This is a genomic window from Neglectibacter sp. CSJ-5 (genome assembly GCF_032490475.1).
In the GTDB taxonomy this organism is placed as follows: Bacteria; Bacillota; Clostridia; order Oscillospirales; family Acutalibacteraceae; genus Hominenteromicrobium; species Hominenteromicrobium mulieris.
The window spans coordinates 408,718-428,692 of sequence record NZ_JAVYJC010000003.1 but is presented as its reverse complement, the minus strand read 5'-3'; the positions used below and the strand labels follow the sequence as shown (position 1 = coordinate 428,692).

The 19,975-nt window shown below is 55.3% G+C and carries 19 protein-coding genes and 1 other annotated feature; of the genes, 9 read left to right on the top strand and 10 right to left on the bottom strand.

Features of this window, described 5'->3' with window-relative positions:
• Positions 1 to 846, bottom strand: coding sequence for a glycosyltransferase family 2 protein (locus tag R2K26_RS08745; RefSeq protein ID WP_316519630.1), 846 nt, complete (start codon positions 844 to 846; stop codon positions 1 to 3).
• Between the two features lie 226 nt (positions 847 to 1,072).
• Between R2K26_RS08745 and R2K26_RS08740 the strand changes: the two genes are divergently transcribed.
• Together R2K26_RS08740 and R2K26_RS08735 are read left to right on the top strand one after the other, a co-directional pair.
• On the top strand, positions 1,073 to 1,243 hold the full coding sequence (locus R2K26_RS08740; RefSeq protein WP_316519629.1) for a hypothetical protein: 171 nt from the start codon (positions 1,073 to 1,075) through the stop codon (positions 1,241 to 1,243).
• Between the two features lie 39 nt (positions 1,244 to 1,282).
• A complete protein-coding gene (locus R2K26_RS08735; protein WP_316519628.1) occupies positions 1,283 to 2,332 on the top strand; it encodes a hypothetical protein in 1,050 nt (349 codons plus the stop codon).
• A gap of 249 nt (positions 2,333 to 2,581) precedes the next feature.
• Here R2K26_RS08735 and R2K26_RS08730 read toward each other — a convergent pair whose 3' ends face one another.
• The 3 genes from R2K26_RS08730 to R2K26_RS08720 form a co-directional block, all read right to left on the bottom strand.
• Positions 2,582 to 4,720, bottom strand: coding sequence for an alpha-galactosidase (locus tag R2K26_RS08730; RefSeq protein ID WP_316519627.1), 2,139 nt, complete (start codon positions 4,718 to 4,720; stop codon positions 2,582 to 2,584).
• 91 nt (positions 4,721 to 4,811) lie between these two features.
• On the bottom strand, positions 4,812 to 5,132 hold the full coding sequence (locus tag R2K26_RS08725) for a sigma-70 family RNA polymerase sigma factor (protein ID WP_176819805.1): 321 nt from the start codon (positions 5,130 to 5,132) through the stop codon (positions 4,812 to 4,814).
• A complete protein-coding gene (locus R2K26_RS08720; protein ID WP_176819806.1) occupies positions 5,129 to 5,332 on the bottom strand; it encodes a hypothetical protein in 204 nt (67 codons plus the stop codon). Before R2K26_RS08720 ends, R2K26_RS08725 begins: the two co-directional genes overlap by 4 nt.
• A 277-nt stretch (positions 5,333 to 5,609) precedes the next feature.
• Between R2K26_RS08720 and R2K26_RS08715 the strand changes: the two genes are divergently transcribed.
• Both R2K26_RS08715 and R2K26_RS08710 read left to right on the top strand, forming a co-directional pair.
• Positions 5,610 to 6,116 carry a hypothetical protein gene (locus R2K26_RS08715; RefSeq protein ID WP_316519626.1) on the top strand — a complete coding sequence of 169 codons (507 nt, stop codon included), beginning with the start codon at positions 5,610 to 5,612 and terminating at the stop codon, positions 6,114 to 6,116.
• 116 nt (positions 6,117 to 6,232) lie between these two features.
• A complete protein-coding gene (locus R2K26_RS08710) occupies positions 6,233 to 6,859 on the top strand; it encodes a CpXC domain-containing protein (protein ID WP_176819822.1) in 627 nt (208 codons plus the stop codon).
• A gap of 84 nt (positions 6,860 to 6,943) precedes the next feature.
• Here R2K26_RS08710 and R2K26_RS08705 read toward each other — a convergent pair whose 3' ends face one another.
• Positions 6,944 to 7,387, bottom strand: coding sequence for a hypothetical protein (locus R2K26_RS08705; protein ID WP_316519625.1), 444 nt, complete (start codon positions 7,385 to 7,387; stop codon positions 6,944 to 6,946).
• 175 nt (positions 7,388 to 7,562) lie between these two features.
• Between R2K26_RS08705 and R2K26_RS08700 the strand changes: the two genes are divergently transcribed.
• Together R2K26_RS08700 and R2K26_RS08695 are read left to right on the top strand one after the other, a co-directional pair.
• Positions 7,563 to 7,922 (top strand): PadR family transcriptional regulator, encoded by a 360-nt coding sequence (locus tag R2K26_RS08700; protein WP_316519624.1) that lies wholly within the window; start codon positions 7,563 to 7,565, stop codon positions 7,920 to 7,922.
• Positions 7,906 to 8,298 carry a hypothetical protein gene (locus R2K26_RS08695; RefSeq protein WP_316519623.1) on the top strand — a complete coding sequence of 131 codons (393 nt, stop codon included), beginning with the start codon at positions 7,906 to 7,908 and terminating at the stop codon, positions 8,296 to 8,298. Before R2K26_RS08700 ends, R2K26_RS08695 begins: the two co-directional genes overlap by 17 nt.
• Before the next feature lie 69 nt (positions 8,299 to 8,367).
• Here R2K26_RS08695 and R2K26_RS08690 read toward each other — a convergent pair whose 3' ends face one another.
• The 3 genes from R2K26_RS08690 to R2K26_RS08680 all read right to left on the bottom strand — a co-directional run bounded on the left by R2K26_RS08690 (position 8,368) and on the right by R2K26_RS08680 (position 12,241).
• Positions 8,368 to 9,861, bottom strand: a complete 1,494-nt coding sequence (locus R2K26_RS08690; RefSeq protein ID WP_316519622.1) for a DHHW family protein — start codon at positions 9,859 to 9,861, stop codon at positions 8,368 to 8,370.
• 133 nt (positions 9,862 to 9,994) lie between these two features.
• A complete protein-coding gene (gene trpS, locus R2K26_RS08685) occupies positions 9,995 to 11,023 on the bottom strand; it encodes a tryptophan--tRNA ligase (RefSeq protein WP_316519621.1) in 1,029 nt (342 codons plus the stop codon).
• A gap of 24 nt (positions 11,024 to 11,047) precedes the next feature.
• The gene (locus tag R2K26_RS08680; RefSeq protein ID WP_316519620.1) at positions 11,048 to 12,241 is read right to left on the bottom strand and encodes a PLP-dependent aminotransferase family protein; all 1,194 of its coding nucleotides are present in this window, start codon (positions 12,239 to 12,241) and stop codon (positions 11,048 to 11,050) included.
• Positions 12,242 to 12,482: 241 nt separating this feature from the next.
• Positions 12,483 to 12,705, bottom strand: a binding site (T-box leader).
• Between the two features lie 249 nt (positions 12,706 to 12,954).
• On the opposite strand from R2K26_RS08680, the gene R2K26_RS08675 reads away from it, so the two are divergent.
• The 3 genes from R2K26_RS08675 to R2K26_RS08665 all read left to right on the top strand — a co-directional run bounded on the left by R2K26_RS08675 (position 12,955) and on the right by R2K26_RS08665 (position 18,507).
• Positions 12,955 to 15,273: a PP2C family protein-serine/threonine phosphatase gene (locus R2K26_RS08675; RefSeq protein ID WP_316519619.1), complete on the top strand. Its 2,319-nt coding sequence runs from the start codon at positions 12,955 to 12,957 to the stop codon at positions 15,271 to 15,273.
• A 139-nt stretch (positions 15,274 to 15,412) separates the two neighbouring features.
• Positions 15,413 to 16,921 carry a 4-alpha-glucanotransferase gene (gene malQ / locus R2K26_RS08670; protein ID WP_316519618.1) on the top strand — a complete coding sequence of 503 codons (1,509 nt, stop codon included), beginning with the start codon at positions 15,413 to 15,415 and terminating at the stop codon, positions 16,919 to 16,921.
• A gap of 116 nt (positions 16,922 to 17,037) precedes the next feature.
• The gene (locus R2K26_RS08665; RefSeq protein WP_316519617.1) at positions 17,038 to 18,507 is read left to right on the top strand and encodes an alpha-L-fucosidase; all 1,470 of its coding nucleotides are present in this window, start codon (positions 17,038 to 17,040) and stop codon (positions 18,505 to 18,507) included.
• Positions 18,508 to 18,568: 61 nt separating this feature from the next.
• Here the strand turns inward: R2K26_RS08665 and R2K26_RS08660 are convergent, their stop codons facing one another.
• Positions 18,569 to 19,174 (bottom strand): TatD family nuclease-associated radical SAM protein, encoded by a 606-nt coding sequence (locus R2K26_RS08660; protein ID WP_316519616.1) that lies wholly within the window; start codon positions 19,172 to 19,174, stop codon positions 18,569 to 18,571.
• Between the two features lie 14 nt (positions 19,175 to 19,188).
• The gene (locus R2K26_RS08655; protein WP_316519615.1) at positions 19,189 to 19,971 is read right to left on the bottom strand and encodes a TatD family hydrolase; all 783 of its coding nucleotides are present in this window, start codon (positions 19,969 to 19,971) and stop codon (positions 19,189 to 19,191) included.
• Positions 19,972 to 19,975 lie beyond the last annotated feature (4 nt).

The following is a 19,975-nucleotide window of genomic DNA, read 5'->3' as shown; positions in this document are numbered from 1 at the left end:
TTATTGTCCGTGTCCACTTTTGAAAAAACAACTTCTGCAAAAATATTCCTCATGTCTACTTTTGAAAAAGCAAATCAAAAATAAATATTTTTCGTGTCTACTTTTCTTGACTACTACAACCGCGCTGCCGGGGTTGTCGTAGTAGTTGTAGATTGGCGCGGTCAGCGCAAAAAACCGTTCTGCATAGCGTATGTACGTCAAATTAAAATACAGGTCTTCGCTCCACGTCATTTCCTCGCTGCACCGCACGTCCGTGTGTGCGCGCACCAAATCGGCGCGGTAAAGCTTGTTCCACATCACGCCGTAGTAAAAGCTCGCCGGCTCCTGCATCAGCCCGCAGGCGAATTCTTCCTTTGTCATAAAGCCCATCGGCAGAAAGCCGAATGTCTGGAATTTCGCCAGCTGCTCCGTCAGCTGCTTCTTTTTATTCGGCAAAAGCGGGTCAAGCTTCGCTTCCTTTTTCGGCTTGTACGGCACAATGCGGTTATACGCCGCAATGACGAGATCGGCGTTGTTATCCTCCGCACGCTGAACGAGGAGCTCTGTCGCAAACGGCTCCAGCGTGTCGTCCGCGTCCACAAACTGCAAATATTTGCCCCGCGCCATGCGCATGCCGAGGTTCCGCGTCGCCGAAACGCCGGAGTTTTCCTTATCAATCAAAACGATGCGCGCGTCTGTCTTCGAGAGCATCTCGCACACCGGGTAGCTCACGTCCTTAGAGCCGTCGTTCAAAAGCAATATTTCAAGATTTTCATACGTCTGCCGCCGAATGCTCTCCACGCAGCGCACAATGTTGTTCTGCGCGTTGTAGATCGGCACGATCACGCTGACAAGCGGTTTCTGCATCAAAATACTTCCTTTCCTGCATCATGCTCCGTTTTTCCCTATTTTACCGCAGAAAGTTCCGGAAGAAAAGACTTTTTGAACATTCTGCTTGCAAATCCGGTAAACACACCAAATTGGCCAGTGCAAAATTAGCCAAAACGCATATTGACTTAAAGCAAACTTTTAATGTTATAGAAATGTATGCGGAGTCACACCCGCACATAACGAATTCTAAGGAGGAATTTTCGTGAAACCCAAGGTTTATTTTACAAAAACGGTCACCCCTGAAAAGATCATTGAAATGTATCAGCTGCTCGATTGCAAGCTGCCCGGCAACGTCGCCATTAAGGTGCATTCCGGCGAGTTCGGCAACAAAAACTTCCTGCGCCACCCGATTGACGAACCAACCCGAATATAGTAGAATACAGGTAAAGAATAACATTTGGAGGATCGGGATATGAACAAAAGTCAAATGGCAAAGCTTGCGGCAGCGGCCGGTGTGAACGGCCTTATGTATGACCCAAATGCAGAGGGCGTTTTCGGCAATGTGCAGGGGTATACCGTCACCGTTATGCCGAACGTCAACAACCGCGTCTACTATATGCTTTCGCTTTCGGTCTCGCGCATGGGCATGGCGCCGAACCCCGCGGATTTTAAACCGCTCGAGAAAATGAATAAGGTTTTGAGCGGCTGTACCGTGCAGCGTTTCCGCGTCAATTTCCTTGTGAAGCTCTCCGGCAATAAAGATAAAATGGCAGAGGCCCTGCGCAGTGCGCTTGATACGCTCATCACGTTCCTCAGAACGAACGGATATACAAATTGCTGCGAGCATTGCGGTCGCCCGGAGGGCGTAGACGCCTACACCGTCTCCGGCAATGCTTACCTTTTGTGCGAGCCGTGCTTCGGGCAGGTCAGCGAAGCCGCCGCGCAACAGAACCAGACAAAAATGCAGAAGCAGGAACAGGTTTTGCCCGGCATCGTAGGTGCGCTCATCGGTTCGCTTATCGGCGCCGTCGTCATCGTCATCGTCGGTCAGCTCGGCTACGTTGCCGCCGTTTCCGGCCTTGTCATGGCCATCTGCACGTTAAAGGGCTACGAAATGCTCGGCAAAAAGCTCGGCACACCGGGCATCATCATTTCCTGCGTTTTGATGCTTCTGATGATCTTCCTTGCGTATCAGGCCGATTGGTCAATCACCGCGGCGCAGTTCTATGAGACCGATTTCTTCACCGCGTTCCGCGCCATGATGGATCTTATCAAAGAAGGCTATGTCGATTCCGGCGACTACTTCGGCGGCCTTGCACAGGTCTATCTCTTCGCCATTATCGGTGCCGTACCTACCATCATCGCCATGGCAAAGGGCGCAAAGCACATGGTCACCACCGCCAAAATGCGCAGCGCCTACGCACCCGTTTCGGCACCCGCAGCGGCTTCCGCGCAGATGCCCGTGCAGCCCGCTTCTTCGCCCACTGCTCCGCAGAACGTCGAAAAAGACATCGAAAAGTAAAATTCAAAAACCATCGCCCGCAGGCAACCGTTTTTCGTGCCTGCGGGCGATTTTTTACGTCTTTTTGTTCTGATTTTTGAGCTTTTCGGCCTCTGCCTGCGCTTTTTTTAACTGCTCCTGCGCAAGCTTGGCGCGCTTCATTGCGTCTTCCATTTTCTGTGCGGCACGCTCCGCTCGCTTTTGGGATTCCGCCGCGCGCTGCCGCGCTTATTCGCCTATCTTCTTCATATACTCAATTAAGGCGCAAACTCAGTATTCCAGCTCGAAAATCCGCGCACAGATCGGTGCGGGCAGGTCCACGGTCAGCGTGCCCTTTTCCGGGTTCCATGCGCATTTCGTGTTGTGGTTTGCGGGGTATGCGCAGCGCACATTTACGTGCTCGTTGCCGCGCAGGAAATCCACGGGCAGCGTGCAGCGGCCGTCCGGCGCGCCGCGTCTCCACACGGTGATGTACGCTTTGTGCGCGGTTTTAAGGCCCAGCGAGACCCACGTGTCCGCAAAGTGCGACGTACCGAGCGGCCAGAACGGCAGCGCGCGCTTGATGTCGCCGCGGATCGTCTTGTAATAATCGAGCGCTTCCTTGACGAGCGTGAAGTCCTCCTCGGGAATTTCCGCCAAATGACCGCTCTGGTGAATGCGCTGCATCAGCGCGTTGCACATATTAAATACGGCTTCCTCGCGTCCGCCGCCCTTCATCGGGTAGCTCCAAATGGCGCTCTGCTCCGGCGTCAGACCCGAGGGCGCGTTCGCCGCAATGGACGCATAGCGCAGGTAGTCCTCCTGGTCGCTCGTAGACTGAATGCTGTGGCGCGAGAGCATCGCGTAGTCGATGCGCATGCCGCCCGAGGAACAGTTTTCAATCACAAGGTCGGGGTAGCGGGCAAAGACGGAATCGAGCCAAGCAAGATATGCGCGCTCGTGCCCGAGTAAACCGTCGCCCACGCTGTCGGCGTTTAATTCCGTGCCGATGCCCGGCTCAATGTTGTAATCCATTTTAATGTAGCCCACGTGGTAGTCGCGCACAAGGCGGTCAACGACCTCATTTGCGTGCTCCACGACCTCCGGGTTGCGGAAATCGAGCTGCCAGCGGCTGCGGTCGTGCACCTTTTTGCCGTGGCGTGTGAAGAACCAGTCCGGGTGCACGCGCGCGGCCTTCGGGCAGCAAATGCCCATTACTTCAATTTCGAGCCACACGCCCGGAATCATGCCCTTCGAGCGAATGTAGTCCATCACTTCCTCAAGGCCGTTTGGGAAACGTTCCTTACTCGGCAGCCATTCGCCCACGTTGTCCCACCAGAAGCCGTCCGCGTACCAGCCTGCGTCCACGCAGAAGTATTCGCAGCCCGCCTTGTGCGCCGCGTCGATGAGCGGCAGCTCTTTCGCCGTTGTCGGGTTGCCCCACAGGCAGTTCATGTAGTCATTGAAAATGACGCACAGCTTTTCATTGTCCGCGTTTTTGCGGCGGATCATACGTCTGTACTTCGTCAGCTCGCCCATGGCGTCATCAAATTTGCCGAGCGTGGAGCCTACGCACACCGGCACTGTCGTGAATGTTTCGCCCGGCTGCAAATTCTTCCACCAGTGCGATTCCGTTTCCGTCGGGCCGCTTAGCTGAATGTAGAAGTTACCCATCTGGTCGCTGATCTCCCAGTGCCACGAGCCGTTGTGCTCAATCTGCCAGAATAAATTGGAGCCCGTTTCCGTGTTTTCAAGCAGACCCATCGGCAGGTATTCCTTTGTAGACCAGTTGCCGATGTTCGTCGCACCAATCACCTTAGAGGAGCGCTGAATTTCCTCGGGCTGGCAGCGGGCGAGACCGAGCTGCGGGAATGTGTAGCTTTCCCACTGCATTTCGCGCTGCCAGCCGTTGTGCGGGTACCAGACGCGCATTTTGTCGTCGGTTGAAAGCATACCCTCTTTTTCGATGCCGGTGAGGGCGAAGGAAGAAACGTATTCCAGCCCCTGCGGCTCTGTGCCGACATTTTTCACGTCCGTCCAGCAGCGTACAGCCTGAATGCCGTTATAAAACTGCATGTGCGAAATCGTTTCAATACCGCAGATCTTATCTTCCATGTGGATTTCCAGCTTGCGGCCGAACTCGTTGTGCTTGTCCGTAAAATAGACGAGCTTCATGCGGTCGCCGGGGCTTGTGGAAATGTATTTGTTGCCGTGGCGCTCGCCCGGTCGGTTTTGCCCGGAGATCATAATTTCCAAGAGATTGTATCGCTCGGTGTTCAGGCGCAAGCCGCCCGTCTCGCGGTCGTGCACGTGCAGCAGACTGCGCTCGTCAAAGGGGAGCGCAGAGAAGTGCAGCAGCTTGCAGCCGAAATCTTCCGTCTTTTCAAAAACGAGATGCAGCCCGTTTTCGTCAATTTGAATCAAATCCATAGTATAAGCCTTTCCGCAGATAAATCTGCTGTGATCTATGCTGAGTTGTCTGTACAAATAGTAGCACAATCGGAGAGGCTTTTCAAGGGGATTATCGGTCGCGGCTTTGCTCCGCACGCATGCCGAGCGCGGAATACTGCAAAGCGTGCGAAAGTCGTGCCGAAGCCTTTTGCAGGTGCTTGCACACCGTGCCGCGCGTCAGGTGAAGCTCGTCCGCAATCTCCTGCATTGTCAGCCGCTCGCCGTAGTAAAGCTGCACGCAGTCGCGCTGGCGGTCAGTCAGCTCATTGCCGATGGCGCGCCGCAGTAAAACCTGCGCTTCTAAAAGCTCATTTTTGTTTGTCTCTGCGCCGATGCGGCTGAGTAGCTTCGCCTGCCGTGCACCGGCGGAAAGGGGCTTATATCCGCTCACGAAACCGCCCTCCTTCCGCGCTTTTGCAGCGCATGGCCTGTTACCAGGCACTCCAAATACATGGTGTAAAGCATCTGCACACGCTGGGCCTGCTCGCCTGCAATGTCATAGTCGCGTTCGGCGCGGATGACGAGCAGCCGCCGTTTGATGCGCTCCGCCTCATCCAAATACTCCTGTCCCCAGGAAATGTAATCGTTCACTTGCAGTCACGATCCTTTCGTTTCAAAATAGAACATGTGTTCGTCAACTCTCATCATAAACAAAAATCTCCGAAATGTCAATCGAATACGGAACAAATGTTCAAAAGATGTCCTACGATGTCCTATAATGTCCTGCGATGTCCGCTTTTCTGTATATTTATATGGAATTATTTACATTTTGGGGCTGTTATTTTGCGCTTTTTTGATATATAATAAAGGTGTATTTAAACTTGAAATAACTGAACGCCTTGGCGTTTTGACCGAAAGGAGTTTTACCATGAACTTTTTGAAGAATATCTCGGCCGCATTTAAGACCGCCGGCGGCGCCGTACAGGGCGCTGTGAAAGTGGTAGAGGAAAAGAACCGCCGCACTGCGCTCATGAATCGCCTGCGCACTGTTATCCGCTGTGAGGAAAAGGCAGAGGAGCGCGCCTATCTCGCTCTCGGCCGCTACTACTACCACAACCTGCGCGATGCAGAGAACACCGTTACGGAGCCGTACTGCATCGACATTGAAGCCGCCCAGAAGCGCATCGATGCCGCTGTAGAGAAGCTGGAAGCCCTGACCCGTGAGGATGACAGCGAAGCGGAAGAAGAGGAGATCACCCTTGACGACGTGCAGGAGTACACTCCCACGCCGGAAGAGGAAAAGGAAGCCGAAGAAGCCGCATTCGTGCCGGACGGTACCGTAGACGAAGCCGTGGAAGCGGCAGAGCCTGCCGCCGAGCAGCCGGAAACGACTGAGCCCGAAAAAGACGAAAGCGAAGAAGTTCCCTACGAATAATGCACTTTAAAATGAACGTTAAAAGGCGGACCTGAGGTCCGCTTGATTCCTTGCGCGGAAAAACGCCCACCTTTTGCGCCGGGGCAGGTTCCGTTTGCAGAAAGTGAGTGAATTTGATGTCTACGAAGATACAGAAAGATATTGTCTGCCCCGCCTGTGGCCAGACGCAGAAATTAGAGATGTACACAAGCGTCAATGCGGAGGAAAACCCCGAGCTGCGCCGCGACATTCTGCGCGAATCCATGTTTGACTGGGAATGCCTCCACTGCGGCTACACCGCGCAGATGGCGTATCCCATGATTTACCATGACCCGATGAACGCGTTTATGATCTGCCTGCGCCCCTCCGGCGCGGTTTCCGGCGCGGAGCCTATCCCCGCCGTGCGCGCGCTGAAAAAGCGCAGCGTGAAAAACCCGCAGGAGTTAAAGGAGAAAATCCTCATTTTCGAGGCCGGCCTCGATGATGCCGCCGTGGAGCTTGTGAAAAATGCCATCGTCACCGTGGTGCGCAAAAATCTGGACGGCAATGTGCACGCCTATTTCTGCGCCGCAACGGAGGAGGAACTGCGTTTTGCACTGTTCGTCAAGGGGCGTCAGGAGCCCGTGTACCAGACCACCAAAATGGCCGTGTACCGCCAGTCGCAGGAGGTTTTGCGCACGCTCGATTACAAATCCCCGGACGATTTCGCCGTCGTCAACTCCAAGCTCGCCCAAAGTCTTTTGGACGAATATAAGTCGATCTAACCCAATAAAAGCAAACGGCACCGCGTTTTGTAACGGTGCCGTTTTTCTATGCGCGCATGTGCACAGGCTTTGCGTTTTGTAGGTTTACGGGTAAATCACTTCGGCGCGTGTCACTTCGCCGGTGTCAAAATCACCGTAATGCAGTGTAAAATACAACGTTTCACCGCTTGAAGCGTCCTGCACTTCGTCGATGAGCAAAAGCGTTTCGTTTTGTGTGTCTTTCGGCTGCAAGCGGTAGGAGACGACGTTCAGTTTCTCTCCGAGCGCAGTCTCGCCCGTTGCGTGCGAAATCTCACAAATGTTGTAGTGCTCCGTAATATACGCCGCGGAAAAGCCGGTTTTCAGCTTCTCTGCGGGGTGCAGCCTGATGTGTGGCACGGCTTTCGTCAGCGCCGCGACCATCTGCTCCGTAACGCCGGTTTGGATGTTCTCCGCCGGGTGCAGCGCAGGCAGGCTTTCTGCCGAAACAGAAATCGCCAAGATAAATGTCAAGATGAGCGTAATGCAAGGGATAATGAGCTTTTTCATGGGTTCCTCCTTCCATAACGAAAAAGTGCAAAGCCTGTGTTATGGCTTGAGTATAGCAGAGCAAATTTGACATGTCAATAATTTTATATTAAATTATTTTAATAATGTGCTTTACAAATTAAATTTTCTGTGGTAGGATAAAATCACAGAATTTATGCAAAGGGGAGGAATGACAATGGCGAATAACGACAGCACCAAGCGTGTGCCGCTGGAGCTTTTGTGCATGCTCATTTTAAAGGAGGGCGACCACTACGGCTACGAGATGGTGCAGGAGATCGAATCGCGCAGCGGGGGACTTTTGTCGTTCAACTTGGCCTCGGTGTACGTCGCACTGCGGCGGTTGGAGGAGCGCGGGTGTGTATCTTCCCGCACCGAAATGACGGACGCCGCCCGCGCCCGCATGCGCGTTTACTATCATTTGGAGCCTGCGGCGGAAGCGTATCTCACGGAGCAGAAAGAGGAATACTGGCGCACGGCCGTAGGTGTGCAGAACGTGCTGAAAAGCTGCGAGGTGCAACATGAAAAGGAAGCCTGAAAGCGGGTTTGAGCAGTATTTACGCCGTGTGTATCGGGCGGTAAGCGGCACGCGCGCAGAGAAGAAGCGTGAGACCGCCCGCGTGCAAAGCCTTTTGTGCGAGATTCCCCACGCAGAAACGATGTCGTATGACATTCTTTGTGCGGTCGCCGGTACACCGGAGAGCTTTGCTGCGGGATTTCAAAGCCGCCGAACCCAAAACCCGCTCGTGCTTTCGTCAGTTATGCTGACCGTGCTCGCGCTCGCGTTCATGCTCGGCGCCGCAATGGGACAAGCGCGCGAAAAGACGCAGACCGGCGGTGTTGTGATGAGCTACCGCTACGAAGACGGCAGCTTGCAGACGCTTTTGGAGGAAAGACCGGAGCTGCTGGGGTGAAAGTTTTGTAAAAAAGACTCCCTCGGACAGAGGGAGTCTTTTAGGTTATGCGTGAAAATCATGCGATGCTCAATTAAACATTGCGCGGATTGAATTCTGGTGCTGCTCGGTATTGACGGCCATTTCGTTGACGGCGAAAAGCACGTCCGTGATGCCGTGCTCCGTGCAATAGGTCGGCAGGTCACCTTCAAAGTAGCGGAAGTCCATCACGTGTACCTCGTCAAAGCTTGCGCCGAGGAACGGACCCATGGCGTTGCCGTAGGAGTCCTTTACCACAAGCAGCTTGCGGCCCGTGGAAAGGTCGTGGTTCGTGATGCGCACGCAGCCCATATCGCCGTGCAGGTACATGGCGTAGCCGAGGCTCTCGTCGTGGCTATTGAGGCTGTCGGTTTCCTCAAAATACTGCCCGTCATACGAAATTTCGCATGTGTAGTTGTACTTTGGGTCGTAGAGATCGAGTGTATCGGGGTTGTTGTTCAGCACGTCTTCGCTCGTAACGTGGGCAAGGTAGCCCGTGAAGTCAGAGGACGTTTTCGTGAAGCTGTCGAGCGTCGTGGGCGTTACACCTGCCGCTTCGCAGAACTTTTCATACGCGTAAAACGCGCCGAGCGGCGCCCAGTGGGTATCGGTATCAAAATAAATGTCTTCGTTGTTGTGCAGGTTCAGCGCATCGTAAATATCCACCGCGGTGATGCTTGCGGAAAGCGTATTGTTGACCGCCATGGTGTTCTCACGCTGGGAAGCTTCCTCATAGTAATTGCGCACGCGCTCCGGCACGCCGAATTCCGAGTGATTCGGGATGACCATGCTGTACACCTTTGTGCCGGAAAGCTGGCTTGCACAGTCATTCAGCGTTTCGGCGTAGGCGGTCGCCATGCTGTCGCTGCCGTAGAACATTTCAAAGCCCTTGTTATTGTAGATGAGAATGCCCGAGGACATGTAGCCCTCCGTGCCGTCGTCATAGATCGGCGGCGGTGTCGGCTCCGGCGTGGCGGTCGGCTCTGCCGTGGGAGTAGGTGTCGGCTCTGCCGTTGCGGCGGCTTCCGGTGTGGGCTCCGGCGTAGGTGTGGCGGCAGCGGGTAAAAGCTTGCCGAACGCACCGAGGCTGTACGCAATGTACCCCAAAATGCCGATGGCCAAAACGATCATCACGATGACGATGGGCACGACGGGCGAGCGCTTTCGGCGCGGCTTATCGTCGTAGCCTTCCTCATATTCTTCGTACTCTTCGTAGTCGTCTTCGTCCTCATACGGCTCCGGCCGTGGAGCGGGTGCAGGCGCAGGGCGCTCCGAGCGGGGCGCTTCCTGTTGCGGCGCTGCCGGTACGGGATATTCGCGTGTTTCTTCAAAGCCCTCGGGACCGCTTTTCGGCGGCTTCGGGGAAAAATGCAGATTTTCTATGGAGGAGGGGACGCGCTTTTCGCTTTGTGACGATTGCTTTGCGTACAGCGTTTCCGGCGTCAGCTCGGAAGCCGTGCTGCGCGGGTCAGCCTTTGCGGCGCGGCGCGCTCTGTCTTCGGCAGAATACGGGCGCTGGTTTTTGCCGGCCATGTGCTTTGCCATTGGATCCATCCTTTCTGTAAAAAGGGTCGTTTATTTTCTCAAGAAAAAAGCCGCGCGGAAACAGACCGCTGCGGCTTTTCGATTTCCATGTCCATTATACTGGCTTAGAAAGAAATTGTCAATTCCCGTATGCTCAGTGTGCGACCGGCAAATACCCCACTTTCTTCATGACCTTTTGCAAAGTACGGCGTGCAATGGCCTCTGCACGAGGCGCGGCCTCGCTGTAGCACTTTTCAAGGTATGCCTTGTCCTTGATGAGCTCGTTATAGCGCGCCTGAATGGGCTCAAGTTCCTTGACGACGGCTTCGCCCACGGCGGTCTTGAAATCACCGTAGCCGCGGCCCTCGAATTCCTTTTCGATTTCGTCATAGCTTTTGCCCGTAATGCAGCTGTAAATGCCCATCAGGTTATTGATGCCGGCTTTGTTTTCGCCGTAGTAGACGCGGGCTTCACTGTCCGTGACAGCGCGTTTGAACTTCTTCATGATCTCCGCCGGGGTATCGAGCATAGTGATAAAGCCCGCCGTGTTTTCATCGGATTTGCTCATCTTCTTCGTCGGGTCCTGCAAAGACATGATGCGCGCACCGGCTTTCGGGATAAGACCCTCCGGCACGACGAATGTCGGGGAGTAAAGCCCGTTAAAGCGCTCCGCAATGTTGCGGCAAAGCTCAAGGTGCTGCTTCTGGTCGGCACCGATCGGCACGTAATCGGCGTTATACAGCAGAATATCCGCCGCCATCAGGCTTGGGTAAGTGAACAGACCCGCGTTTACGTTATCGGCGTGCTTTGCGGATTTATCCTTAAACTGCGTCATGCGGGAGAGCTCGCCGAACTGGGTGTAGCAATTCAATACCCATGCAAGCTGTGCGTGCTCCGGCACCTGACTCTGGATGAAGAAAATGCTCTTTTCTGGGTCGATGCCGAGCGCGAGCATCATCGCGTAGGCGGAAAGCGTGTTTTTGCGGAATTCCGCCGGGTTCTGGCGCACGGTGATGGCGTGCAGGTCGGCAAGCGCGTACACGCACTCATAGTCGTTCTGCAGCGCGACGAAGTTCTTCAGCGCACCGAGGTAGTTGCCGAGCGTGAACATGCCCGTCGGCTGAATCATGCTCAAAACGCGCTTCTTTTTTGTTTCGGGTGTGGTGTTTACGGTATTTTCCATGGTAATTTTCCTCTCTGATATCCTTTATTTTTTCACCATCTCGCGGATGGTCTCGCCAAGCAGCGTGATGCCCTTTGTGAGCTGCTCATCGGTCGGGGTGGAGAAATTGATGCGGAACGCGTCGCACGGCTCGTTTTCATCCGTCAAAAATGCGGTGCCCGGCACAACGCAAACCTTCTTTTCGAGCGCTTTCTGTACGAATTCCATCATGTCAACGCCCTTCGGCAGGTGGCACCACGCGAACAGACCGCCGTTGAACGGGTCCCACGTGATGTACGGCGCAAGGTGCTTTTCCATGAGGTCAAGGAGCAAAGCGCGCTTTTTCGTGTAGATTTTTCTAAGCCCCGCAAGGTGCGCGTCAAAGTCATATTCCGTCATGAAGCGGTAGCACAGAACCTGCGACCAGATATTCGTGTGCACGTCCTGCCCCTGCTTGCAGACGGTCATTTTGGCGAGAACCGGCTTTGGGCCGATGGCGTAGCCCACGCGCATACCGGGGGAGATGACCTTAGAGAACGAACCGGCGTAGAGGACGATGCCGTCCGTATCAAACGACTTGATGCTCGGCAGCGGCTCGCCTTCATAGTAAAGGTCGCCGTAGGGGTTGTCTTCCAGAATCATTACGTCGTGCGCTTTGGCAAGCTCATACAGGCGGCGGCGCTTTTCAAGGCTCATCGTGATGCCGGAGGGGTTTTGAAAGTTTGGAATCGTATAGATGAACTTCACGTTCTTTTCGGTCTCGAGCGCCTTTTCCAGCGCTTCCATGTTCATGCCGTCCGTGTCCATCGGGATGCCGACGAGCTTTGCTTTGTAGGAACGGAAGTCGTTTAAAGAGCCGATGAAGCTCGGCGCTTCACAAATAACGGTTTCGCCTTCGTTTAAGATGGATTTTGTGAACAGATCCATGATCTGCTGTGCGCCGCTTGTGACGAGTACGCCGTCATCCTCGGTGCCGATGTTGCGGGAGGACTTCATGTACGCCTTAAGATGCTGTAAAAGCGGCGGATAACCTTCTGTGGTGCTGTATTGCAGCGCGAGGATCGGCTCTTCCTCCATCAGCTTTGCGGAAATGGCGGCAAGCTGTTTAGACGGGAACGCTTCCGGCGCAGGGTTGCCGGCGGAAAGCGAAATATAGCTCGGGTCAGCGGCGTATTTAAAGATTTCACGGATTGCCGAGGGCTTTAACGTGAGCACGCGGTCTGAAAATTTGTATTCCATCGTAACGTCACCTTTCTATATGATTCATTTGATTTTGCACTTTCAGGCTTTTACGGGTGTATCTGAAAACAAAGGAAACGCAGGATATTTCGCAAAGACGAGGCGGGTTCAAGGCGAAAACCGCAGGAAGCCTTCCGGCTGCCGAGAATTTTCAACGCAGAAACCGTCCGTATTTGTGGAATAGACAAGTTTTTGACTTTTCAGATGCACCCCAAAAAGTAAAACCTCTTGCGCCCTTAAAACAAGGGACAAGAGGTCAAATTCCTGCGGTACCACCCAAATTGGCGCATAAACGCCCGCTTTACAGCCGTAGTTACGGCTTGGCTTCTAACGCGGCCAAACGTCGGGCGATTTTCCCGCCCGCCCTCATGGAGCCATTCGCCGCGCAGCCCGCACCCCGTCTCACCGAAAGGGGCTCTCTTTGCCGTTTTGCATCGGGTACTATTTCCAATCATCGGTTTTGATATTACCGCTATTCTAAGCCCTTTTTTGCGGTTTGTCAAGTCGGCACAGCCGGAAAACTGTAAATTTCCACATGGGAAGCAAGAGAAACCGACAAGGAAAATGCGCATGAAAGGCGCGGCGACAGAAACCTTGTGCTTTTCACAAAACAATCCTAAAACCCGCCTGCCTGTTTCGTGTTTTCCTGCGGGCAAGGCTTCGTATAATGGTAGCACAGAAAAGACAAAGTGCAGGAAAGGGCGGAAAAGACAATGGAGGAAAAAGCAGTTTTAAGAGTACGGGACCGCATAAGCGCGGCCCTTACCGTGCCGTATGTGCGCAGGGCGGTGTGGCTGATGGCGGGCGGCCTTGCGGGCTTTTTAACGGCGCGCGGGCTCGTCTTCGGCAAATACGCACCGTTTGCGGCGGCAGGCGCGGCGGCAGCGCCGTTTTCGACCATGTGGGCGGTCATCCTCGGCGGCGCGGTGGGCTACCTGTTCCCGTCGCCCGTGGATATCCCCGCGCGCTACATCGCGGCTTTGCTCGCCGTGGGGGCCATCCGCTGGTCGCTGTCGGAGTTAAAGTCCATCCGTGACCACCCGGTCTTCGCACCGGTCACGGCGTTTTTGCCGCTGCTTTCGACGGGCATCGCCATGGTGTTTTTAAACGGCTCGCTTTCAAATGTGCTCGCCATGTACATTGCGGAGTCGTTTTTGGCGGCGGGCACGGCGTATTTTCTGCGCCGCACCGTGCAGCTTTTGGAGACCCACCGCGAGACTGCCGTGCTTGACAGCGGCGACGTGGCGGCTGTTATCGTCTCGCTCGGCGTTTTGCTGCTCTCGTTTTCAAACGTGACCGTCTCGCACATTTCCGTCGGGCGCGTGCTCATCGTGCTGACGGTACTCGTCTGCGCGCGCATCGGCGGGCTTGCGGGCGGCGCGGTGGCGGGCATTGCGGCGGGCACGGTGCAGGGGCTCTCCACGGCGGGGCTTTCGTATCTCTCCGGCGCGTACGGTCTCGGCGGGCTGATGGCCGGCGTGTTCTCGCCGCTCGGCAAATTCGCCGTGGCGGTGGCGTTCGTCATTTCAAACGGCATCGCATCCTTGCAGGTGAACAGCACTTCGCAGGTGTTTTACGGCGCGGTGGAGGTGGCCGCGGCTTCCGTTTTATACATGATTTTGCCGCAGAGCCGACGGCTTTCCAATTTATTCACCGCGCACGGGGACAGGCTGCCGGGCGATTCTCTTAGAAAGAACGTCATTTTGCGCCTGCGTTATACAGCGGAAGCCATGCGCAGCGCATCGGATTCCGTAGATCGCATCTCGGAAAAGCTGGAGACGACCGCGGCGGCTGACCTGCCGCATGTGTACGGCCGCGCGGCGGAGAAGGTTTGCACCGGGTGCAGCCAATGCGCAGTGTGCTGGCGCAAAAACCGCGACGAGACGCAAAAAACATTCTCGCGGCTTTCGTATCCGCTGCGGGAGCGCGGCAAAATCGAACGCAGCGACTTTGATGTGCCGTTTTTGACGCGCTGCAACCGTGCCATGGAGCTGAGAGACGCCGTAAACGGCGAATACCGCGAGCTTTTGGCAAAAGAAAGCGCCCGTATGCGCGCGGAGCAGGTGCGCGCCATCGTCGAAGAACATTTCCGCTCCACGGCGCAGATGCTCGGCGACATGGCGGAGGAATTTGAGCAGTACCAGCGCTTTGATGAGGACAGTGCGGAGCAGGTGCGCGAGGTCTTGCGCCACCGCGAGCTCACGCCGATTGAAGTCTGCTGCCGCATTGATAAATTCGGCCGTATGACGATTGAAGCGAACATTTGCCGCACACACGGGGTGCACATCAACAAAGGGCAGCTGACACGCGAGATCTCCGGCGCGTGCGGGCGCACGTTCACTCAGCCGAGCGTGACGGCGGCGGGCGATACCTTAAAGCTGCAAATGTGCCAGAAGCCCGTTTATGCCGTGCAGCGCGGCTTTGCGCAGCACGCAGCAAACGGCGCGTCTCTCTGCGGCGATTGCGCCGAGGCGTTCACGGACGGCAGCGGGCGGTATATCTCCGTTCTGAGCGACGGCATGGGTACGGGCGGCCGGGCAGCTGTGGATGGTACGATGACCGCGGGTATGGCGCAGTCGCTTCTCAAAGCCGGTATCGGATTTGAGAGCACACTGAAGATGATCAACTCCGCCATGCTCGCAAAGGGCGGGGAGGAGTCGCTTGCAACGTTGGATGTCGCGTGCATCGACCTCTTTACGGGGCACGTCTCCCTGCGCAAGGCGGGTGCTGCGGGCACGGTGCTGCGCAGGCGCAAGAAGACGGAGTATCTGGAAGCCAAAAGCGTGCCCGTGGGCATTCTGCCGGAAATCGCCTTTGCCCGCAGCGAAAAAGACCTCGATGCGGGCGATATGCTCGTCATGGTCTCGGACGGCGTGACGGCTTCCGGCACGGAGTGGCTGTGCGACCTCATTGCAAACTACGAGGACGACGACCCGCAGGCGCTTTCCGAGCGCATTGTGGAGCGCGCCGTAAAAGACCGCGCAGACGGGCACGAGGACGACGTAAGCGCCGTGGTGCTCCTGATCGAATGACGTACAATTCAAAAGTTCTCCCTGAAATCTGTGTAAGATTACCATTGAATAGCCTTATAAAGTATGGTATACTTATACAAGTTTATGAGATATAATATCTCAATATTTGAGCAATTTATGCAAAAGAAGGGAGAAGCCCATGAATAAAAGAGCAAGCGGTGTGCTGATGCACGTTTCGTCCCTGCCCGGTGCCTACGGCATCGGCTGCTTTGGTAAGGAAGCGAAAGAGTTCATCGACTTTTTGAGTGACACCGGCTGCACCTATTGGCAGGTGCTGCCGTTCACGCCGACCGACGCGTACAATTCGCCGTATGCCAGCATTTCGGCGTTTGCGGGCAACCGCAATTTCATCGACCTCGAGCAGCTGCGCGACGAGGGCTTACTGACAGACGACGAGCTGCGCGAGCAGATGTACGCAAACCCGTATTCCGCCGCGTTCGATTTTCTGGAGCTGCGCCGCATTCCGGTCTTATACCGCGCATTTACCCGTGCGGACGAAGCCTACCGCGATAAGGTGCGTGCGTTCGCCGAGGAAAACAAGAGCTGGCTGCCGGACTACGCGCTGTATATTATCTTGAAAGAAGCGAATATTGGCGCAGAGTGGTATGACTGGGCTGACGAAGACCTGAAGCTTCATCGCCCCGAAGCCGTCGCGAAAGCGATGGAGGAGCAGGCCGAGACCGTGCTTTTCATGGAGTTCATCCAGTACACGTTCTTCGAGCAGTGGAAGAAGATCAAAAAATATGCAAACAGCAAAGGTGTGGAGATCATCGGCGATCTGCCGATGTACGTTGCGAGAAACAGTGCCGACGTGTGGGCGAACCGCCATCTGTTCGACCTGACAGAGGACGGCGAGCCGAAGAACGTGGCAGGCGTGCCGCCGGATTATTTCAGCGAGTTCGGCCAGAAGTGGGGCAACCCGCTTTATAACTGGGCAGAGATGAAAAAAGACGGCTACCGTTGGTGGATGGATCGCCTCGGCGCGTGCTTTAAGCTGTTTGACGCCGTGCGCATCGACCACTTCCGCGCTTTTTCCGCCTACTGGGCCGTGCCTGCCGAAGCGGAGACCGCCAAAGAAGGGCAGTGGCTCGACGGCCCGAAGACGGATTTCTTCGACGCCGTGAACTGCACGTTCAAAAACCCGAAGATCATCGCCGAGGACCTCGGCATCATCGACGACGGTGTGATCGACCTGCTGAAAAAAACGCAGCTGCCGTGTATGCGCGTGATGCAGTTTGCGTTTATGGAAGGCAAGGACAACATGCACATGCCGCACAACTACCCGAAAAACTGCGTGGCCTATACCGGTACGCACGATAACAACACCGTGCTCGGCTGGCTGTGGGAGGCACAGCCGTATGAGCGCGAGCATGCGCTGAAATACTGCGCATTCCCCGGCGGCGACTGGGCGGTCGGCGGCAGCGAAAGTGCTTCTTGCCACGCCATTATCCGCACGCTGTGGCAGAGCCCCGCGAATACGGTCATCGTGCCGGTGCAGGACCTCTGCGGCTTTGGCAAGGACACGAAAATGAACGTGCCCGGCGTGCCGAACGGCAACTGGGCATTCCGCGTCACGCAGGAGCAGCTCGACGGCATCGACAAAAAGTGGCTCAAAGAATTAAACGACGTCTATTACAGAAGCAAATAACAGCAAAAGGCCGGCGGGTTTCCGTCGGCTTTTGTCTTGCAAATTTCTGATGTGCTGATATAATGGGGAAAGAGAAAAATCTCTTAGAGAAAAGTTCCTTTTGGGAGGAAAATAGTATGATCGATATGAAAAAAGCATTGCAGAACATTGACGACGTGATCGAAAAGGGGCCGTACAAAGACACGTGGGCGTCCCTTTCAAGCTGGCAGACGCCGAAGTGGTATCAAAAGGCGAAGTTCGGCATTTTCATCCACTGGGGCGTGTACAGCGTGCCGGCGTTTGACAGCGAATGGTATCCGCGCAACATGTACATAGAGGGCTCCAAGGTCTACGAGCACCATATCAAAACCTACGGTGCACACAAGGATTTCGGCTACAAAGATTTCATTCCGATGTTTAAGGCGGAAAAGTTTGATCCGAACGCATGGGCTGCGCTTTTTAAAAAGGCGGGCGCAAAATACGTTGTGCCGGTGGCGGAGCACCATGACGGTTTCCAGATGTACCGCTCAAATATTTCGCACTGGAACGCTTACGAGATGGGACCGAAGCGCGATATAGTCGGCGAGCTGAAAGCGGCCGTGGAAGCGCAGGGCATGACGCTTGGGGTATCCTCGCATCGCATTGAGCACTGGTTCTTCATGAGCAACGGCAAAAAGTTTGAGAGCGATATGCCGCAAAACCCGGACCGCGACGACCTCTATTGGCCCTCCATGCCCGACCCGGAGAATTTCGATGCCATCGACGGCAAGCCCTCTGAAGAATTCATGGCAGACTGGCTTGTGCGCACGTGCGAACTCATCGACAATTATCACCCGAAAATTCTCTATTTTGACTGGTGGATTCAGCAGGAGGCGGCAAAGCCGTACCTCAAAAAAGCGGCGGCGTACTATTATAATCGCGCTGCGGAATGGGGCGAGGAGGTTGCCATCGATTATAAATTCGACGCGTATATGTTCGGCACGGCGGTGCCGGATATTGAGCGCGGGCAAATGGCGGACATCAAGCCGTATTTCTGGCAGACCGATACTGCCATTGCGCTGAATTCCTGGTGCTACACGGAAAACAACGACTTCCGCCCGGCGGGGGACATCATCTGCGACCTTGTGGACATCGTCAGCAAAAACGGTGCACTGCTTTTAAACGTAGGCCCGAAAGCGGACGGCACCATCTCCGATGAGGACACCGCGGTGCTGACTGCCATCGGCGACTGGATGCAGGTGAACGGAGAAGCAATTTATGACACGCACGTGTGGAGGACGTTCGGCGAAGGACCCACAAAGGTGCAGGACGGCGGCTTTTCCGACGGCGTGAAAAAGAACTTTACGGGCGAGGATTTCCGCTTTACGGCAAAGGGAGATACGCTCTTTGCCATCGCGCTGAAGGCGAACGACAACGGCGAATACCACATTCACTCTCTGCGTATGCAGGAGCACACCGCCGGTACGGTGTACCACGGTTTAGTCGAGAGCGTTTCGGTGCTCGGCACAGACGATGCACCCGCGTGGACGCGCGACGAAAATGGGCTGCATATCAAGACGAACTACACGTCCGATAAGCCGATCACATTCAAGATCAAATTAAACTAAAATCACAAAACAAAAAGCAGAGTGTTCGGATTGAGCACTCTGCTTTCGTTATTTTATGCAGTTATTCGGAGATATACTCGCGTACGCGGAACTTGGCGCCGGTGTTTTCGCACAGCTTGCGGCAGGCTTCAATGTCCTCTGCGGGCATGGTGCTGACGACCGTCATCACCACATGCGGCACGTTTTTCACGGCTTCTGCCGTAAAATGCAGCATGGCATCAAACGCCTCGGGGCCGTATTTCGAGTGACATACCGCATCGTACTTTTCGGCGGTCGGCGCGTTTAAACTGACGGACACAATGTCCAAAAGCCCGTGCATTTCCGGCGCGGCGTTGCGCCCGGTGATGCAGTCCGCAAGGCCGTTCGTGTTGACGCGCAGGGTGTAATTGCCCATTTCTTTTAAGCGCGCGGCAAGCCAAAGCATGTCGTCCCAGCGGCAGGCAGGCTCGCCGTAGCCGCAGAAGACAATCTCCGCGTATGAATTGAGGTCGCGTTTTTTAAGGTCGGCTAAGATTTCCTCTTTTGTCGGCTCCGCGCCCTCGTACCAGAGGTTATCCGCGTACAGGCTGCCCGTGCTGTTGTTGCGCAGGCAGAAGTCGCATGCGTTCGGGCACTGGTTCGTGACGTTGATGTAGAGGTTATCGCCGTATTCATACGTGATGGTCAAGATGATCGCTCCTTTTATTTTGCGGCGCTCGGCAGCGTGATACCGAAAAGGCGGCAGGCGTTTTCGCAGGCGGTTTCCAAAACCTCCTGTGCCGTGATGCCGCGCACTTCGGCGATCTTCACCGCGTCGTAGGGGATCATGGAGCTGTCGCAGCGCTTGCCGCGGAATGGCACGGGCGCCATGTAGGGCGCGTCCGTTTCGGTCAAAAGGCGGTCGAGCGGGATGGCCTTTGCCACCTCCACGCTGTGGCGCGCGTTTTTAAACGTCACAACACCGCCAAGGCCGATGTACATGCCGAGCTTTACGGTCTCCTGTGCTAATTCCGCACTGCCGGAAAAGCAGTGCACGACGCCCTTCGGCTTGTATTTCCGCAGAATGTCCATCATATCGCCGTGGGCCTCGCGGTCGTGGATGACAACGGGCAGGTCGTGCTTTTTCGCGAGCTCCAGCTGGGCGATAAGCACCTCTTTCTGCTTTTCGCGCGGGCACTCGTCCTCCCAGTGGTAGTCGAGGCCGATCTCGCCGACGGCGACGATCTTCGGGTGGGAAAGCAGCGCTTCCACGTCCGAAAGCCAGTTATCGGGCAGGTCGTTTGCGCACTCCGGGTGGATGCCGACTGCACCGTAGATATAATCGTATTTTTCACAGAGCGCCACGGTTTTTTTGAGGCTTTCATAATCGGCTGCCATATTGATGACCGCAACGACGCCCTTTTGCGGCAGTACGGAGCCGAGCAGCTCGTCACGGTCGATGTCGAACTGCTCGCTGTCGTAATGTGCGTGGGAATCAAATATCATAGAG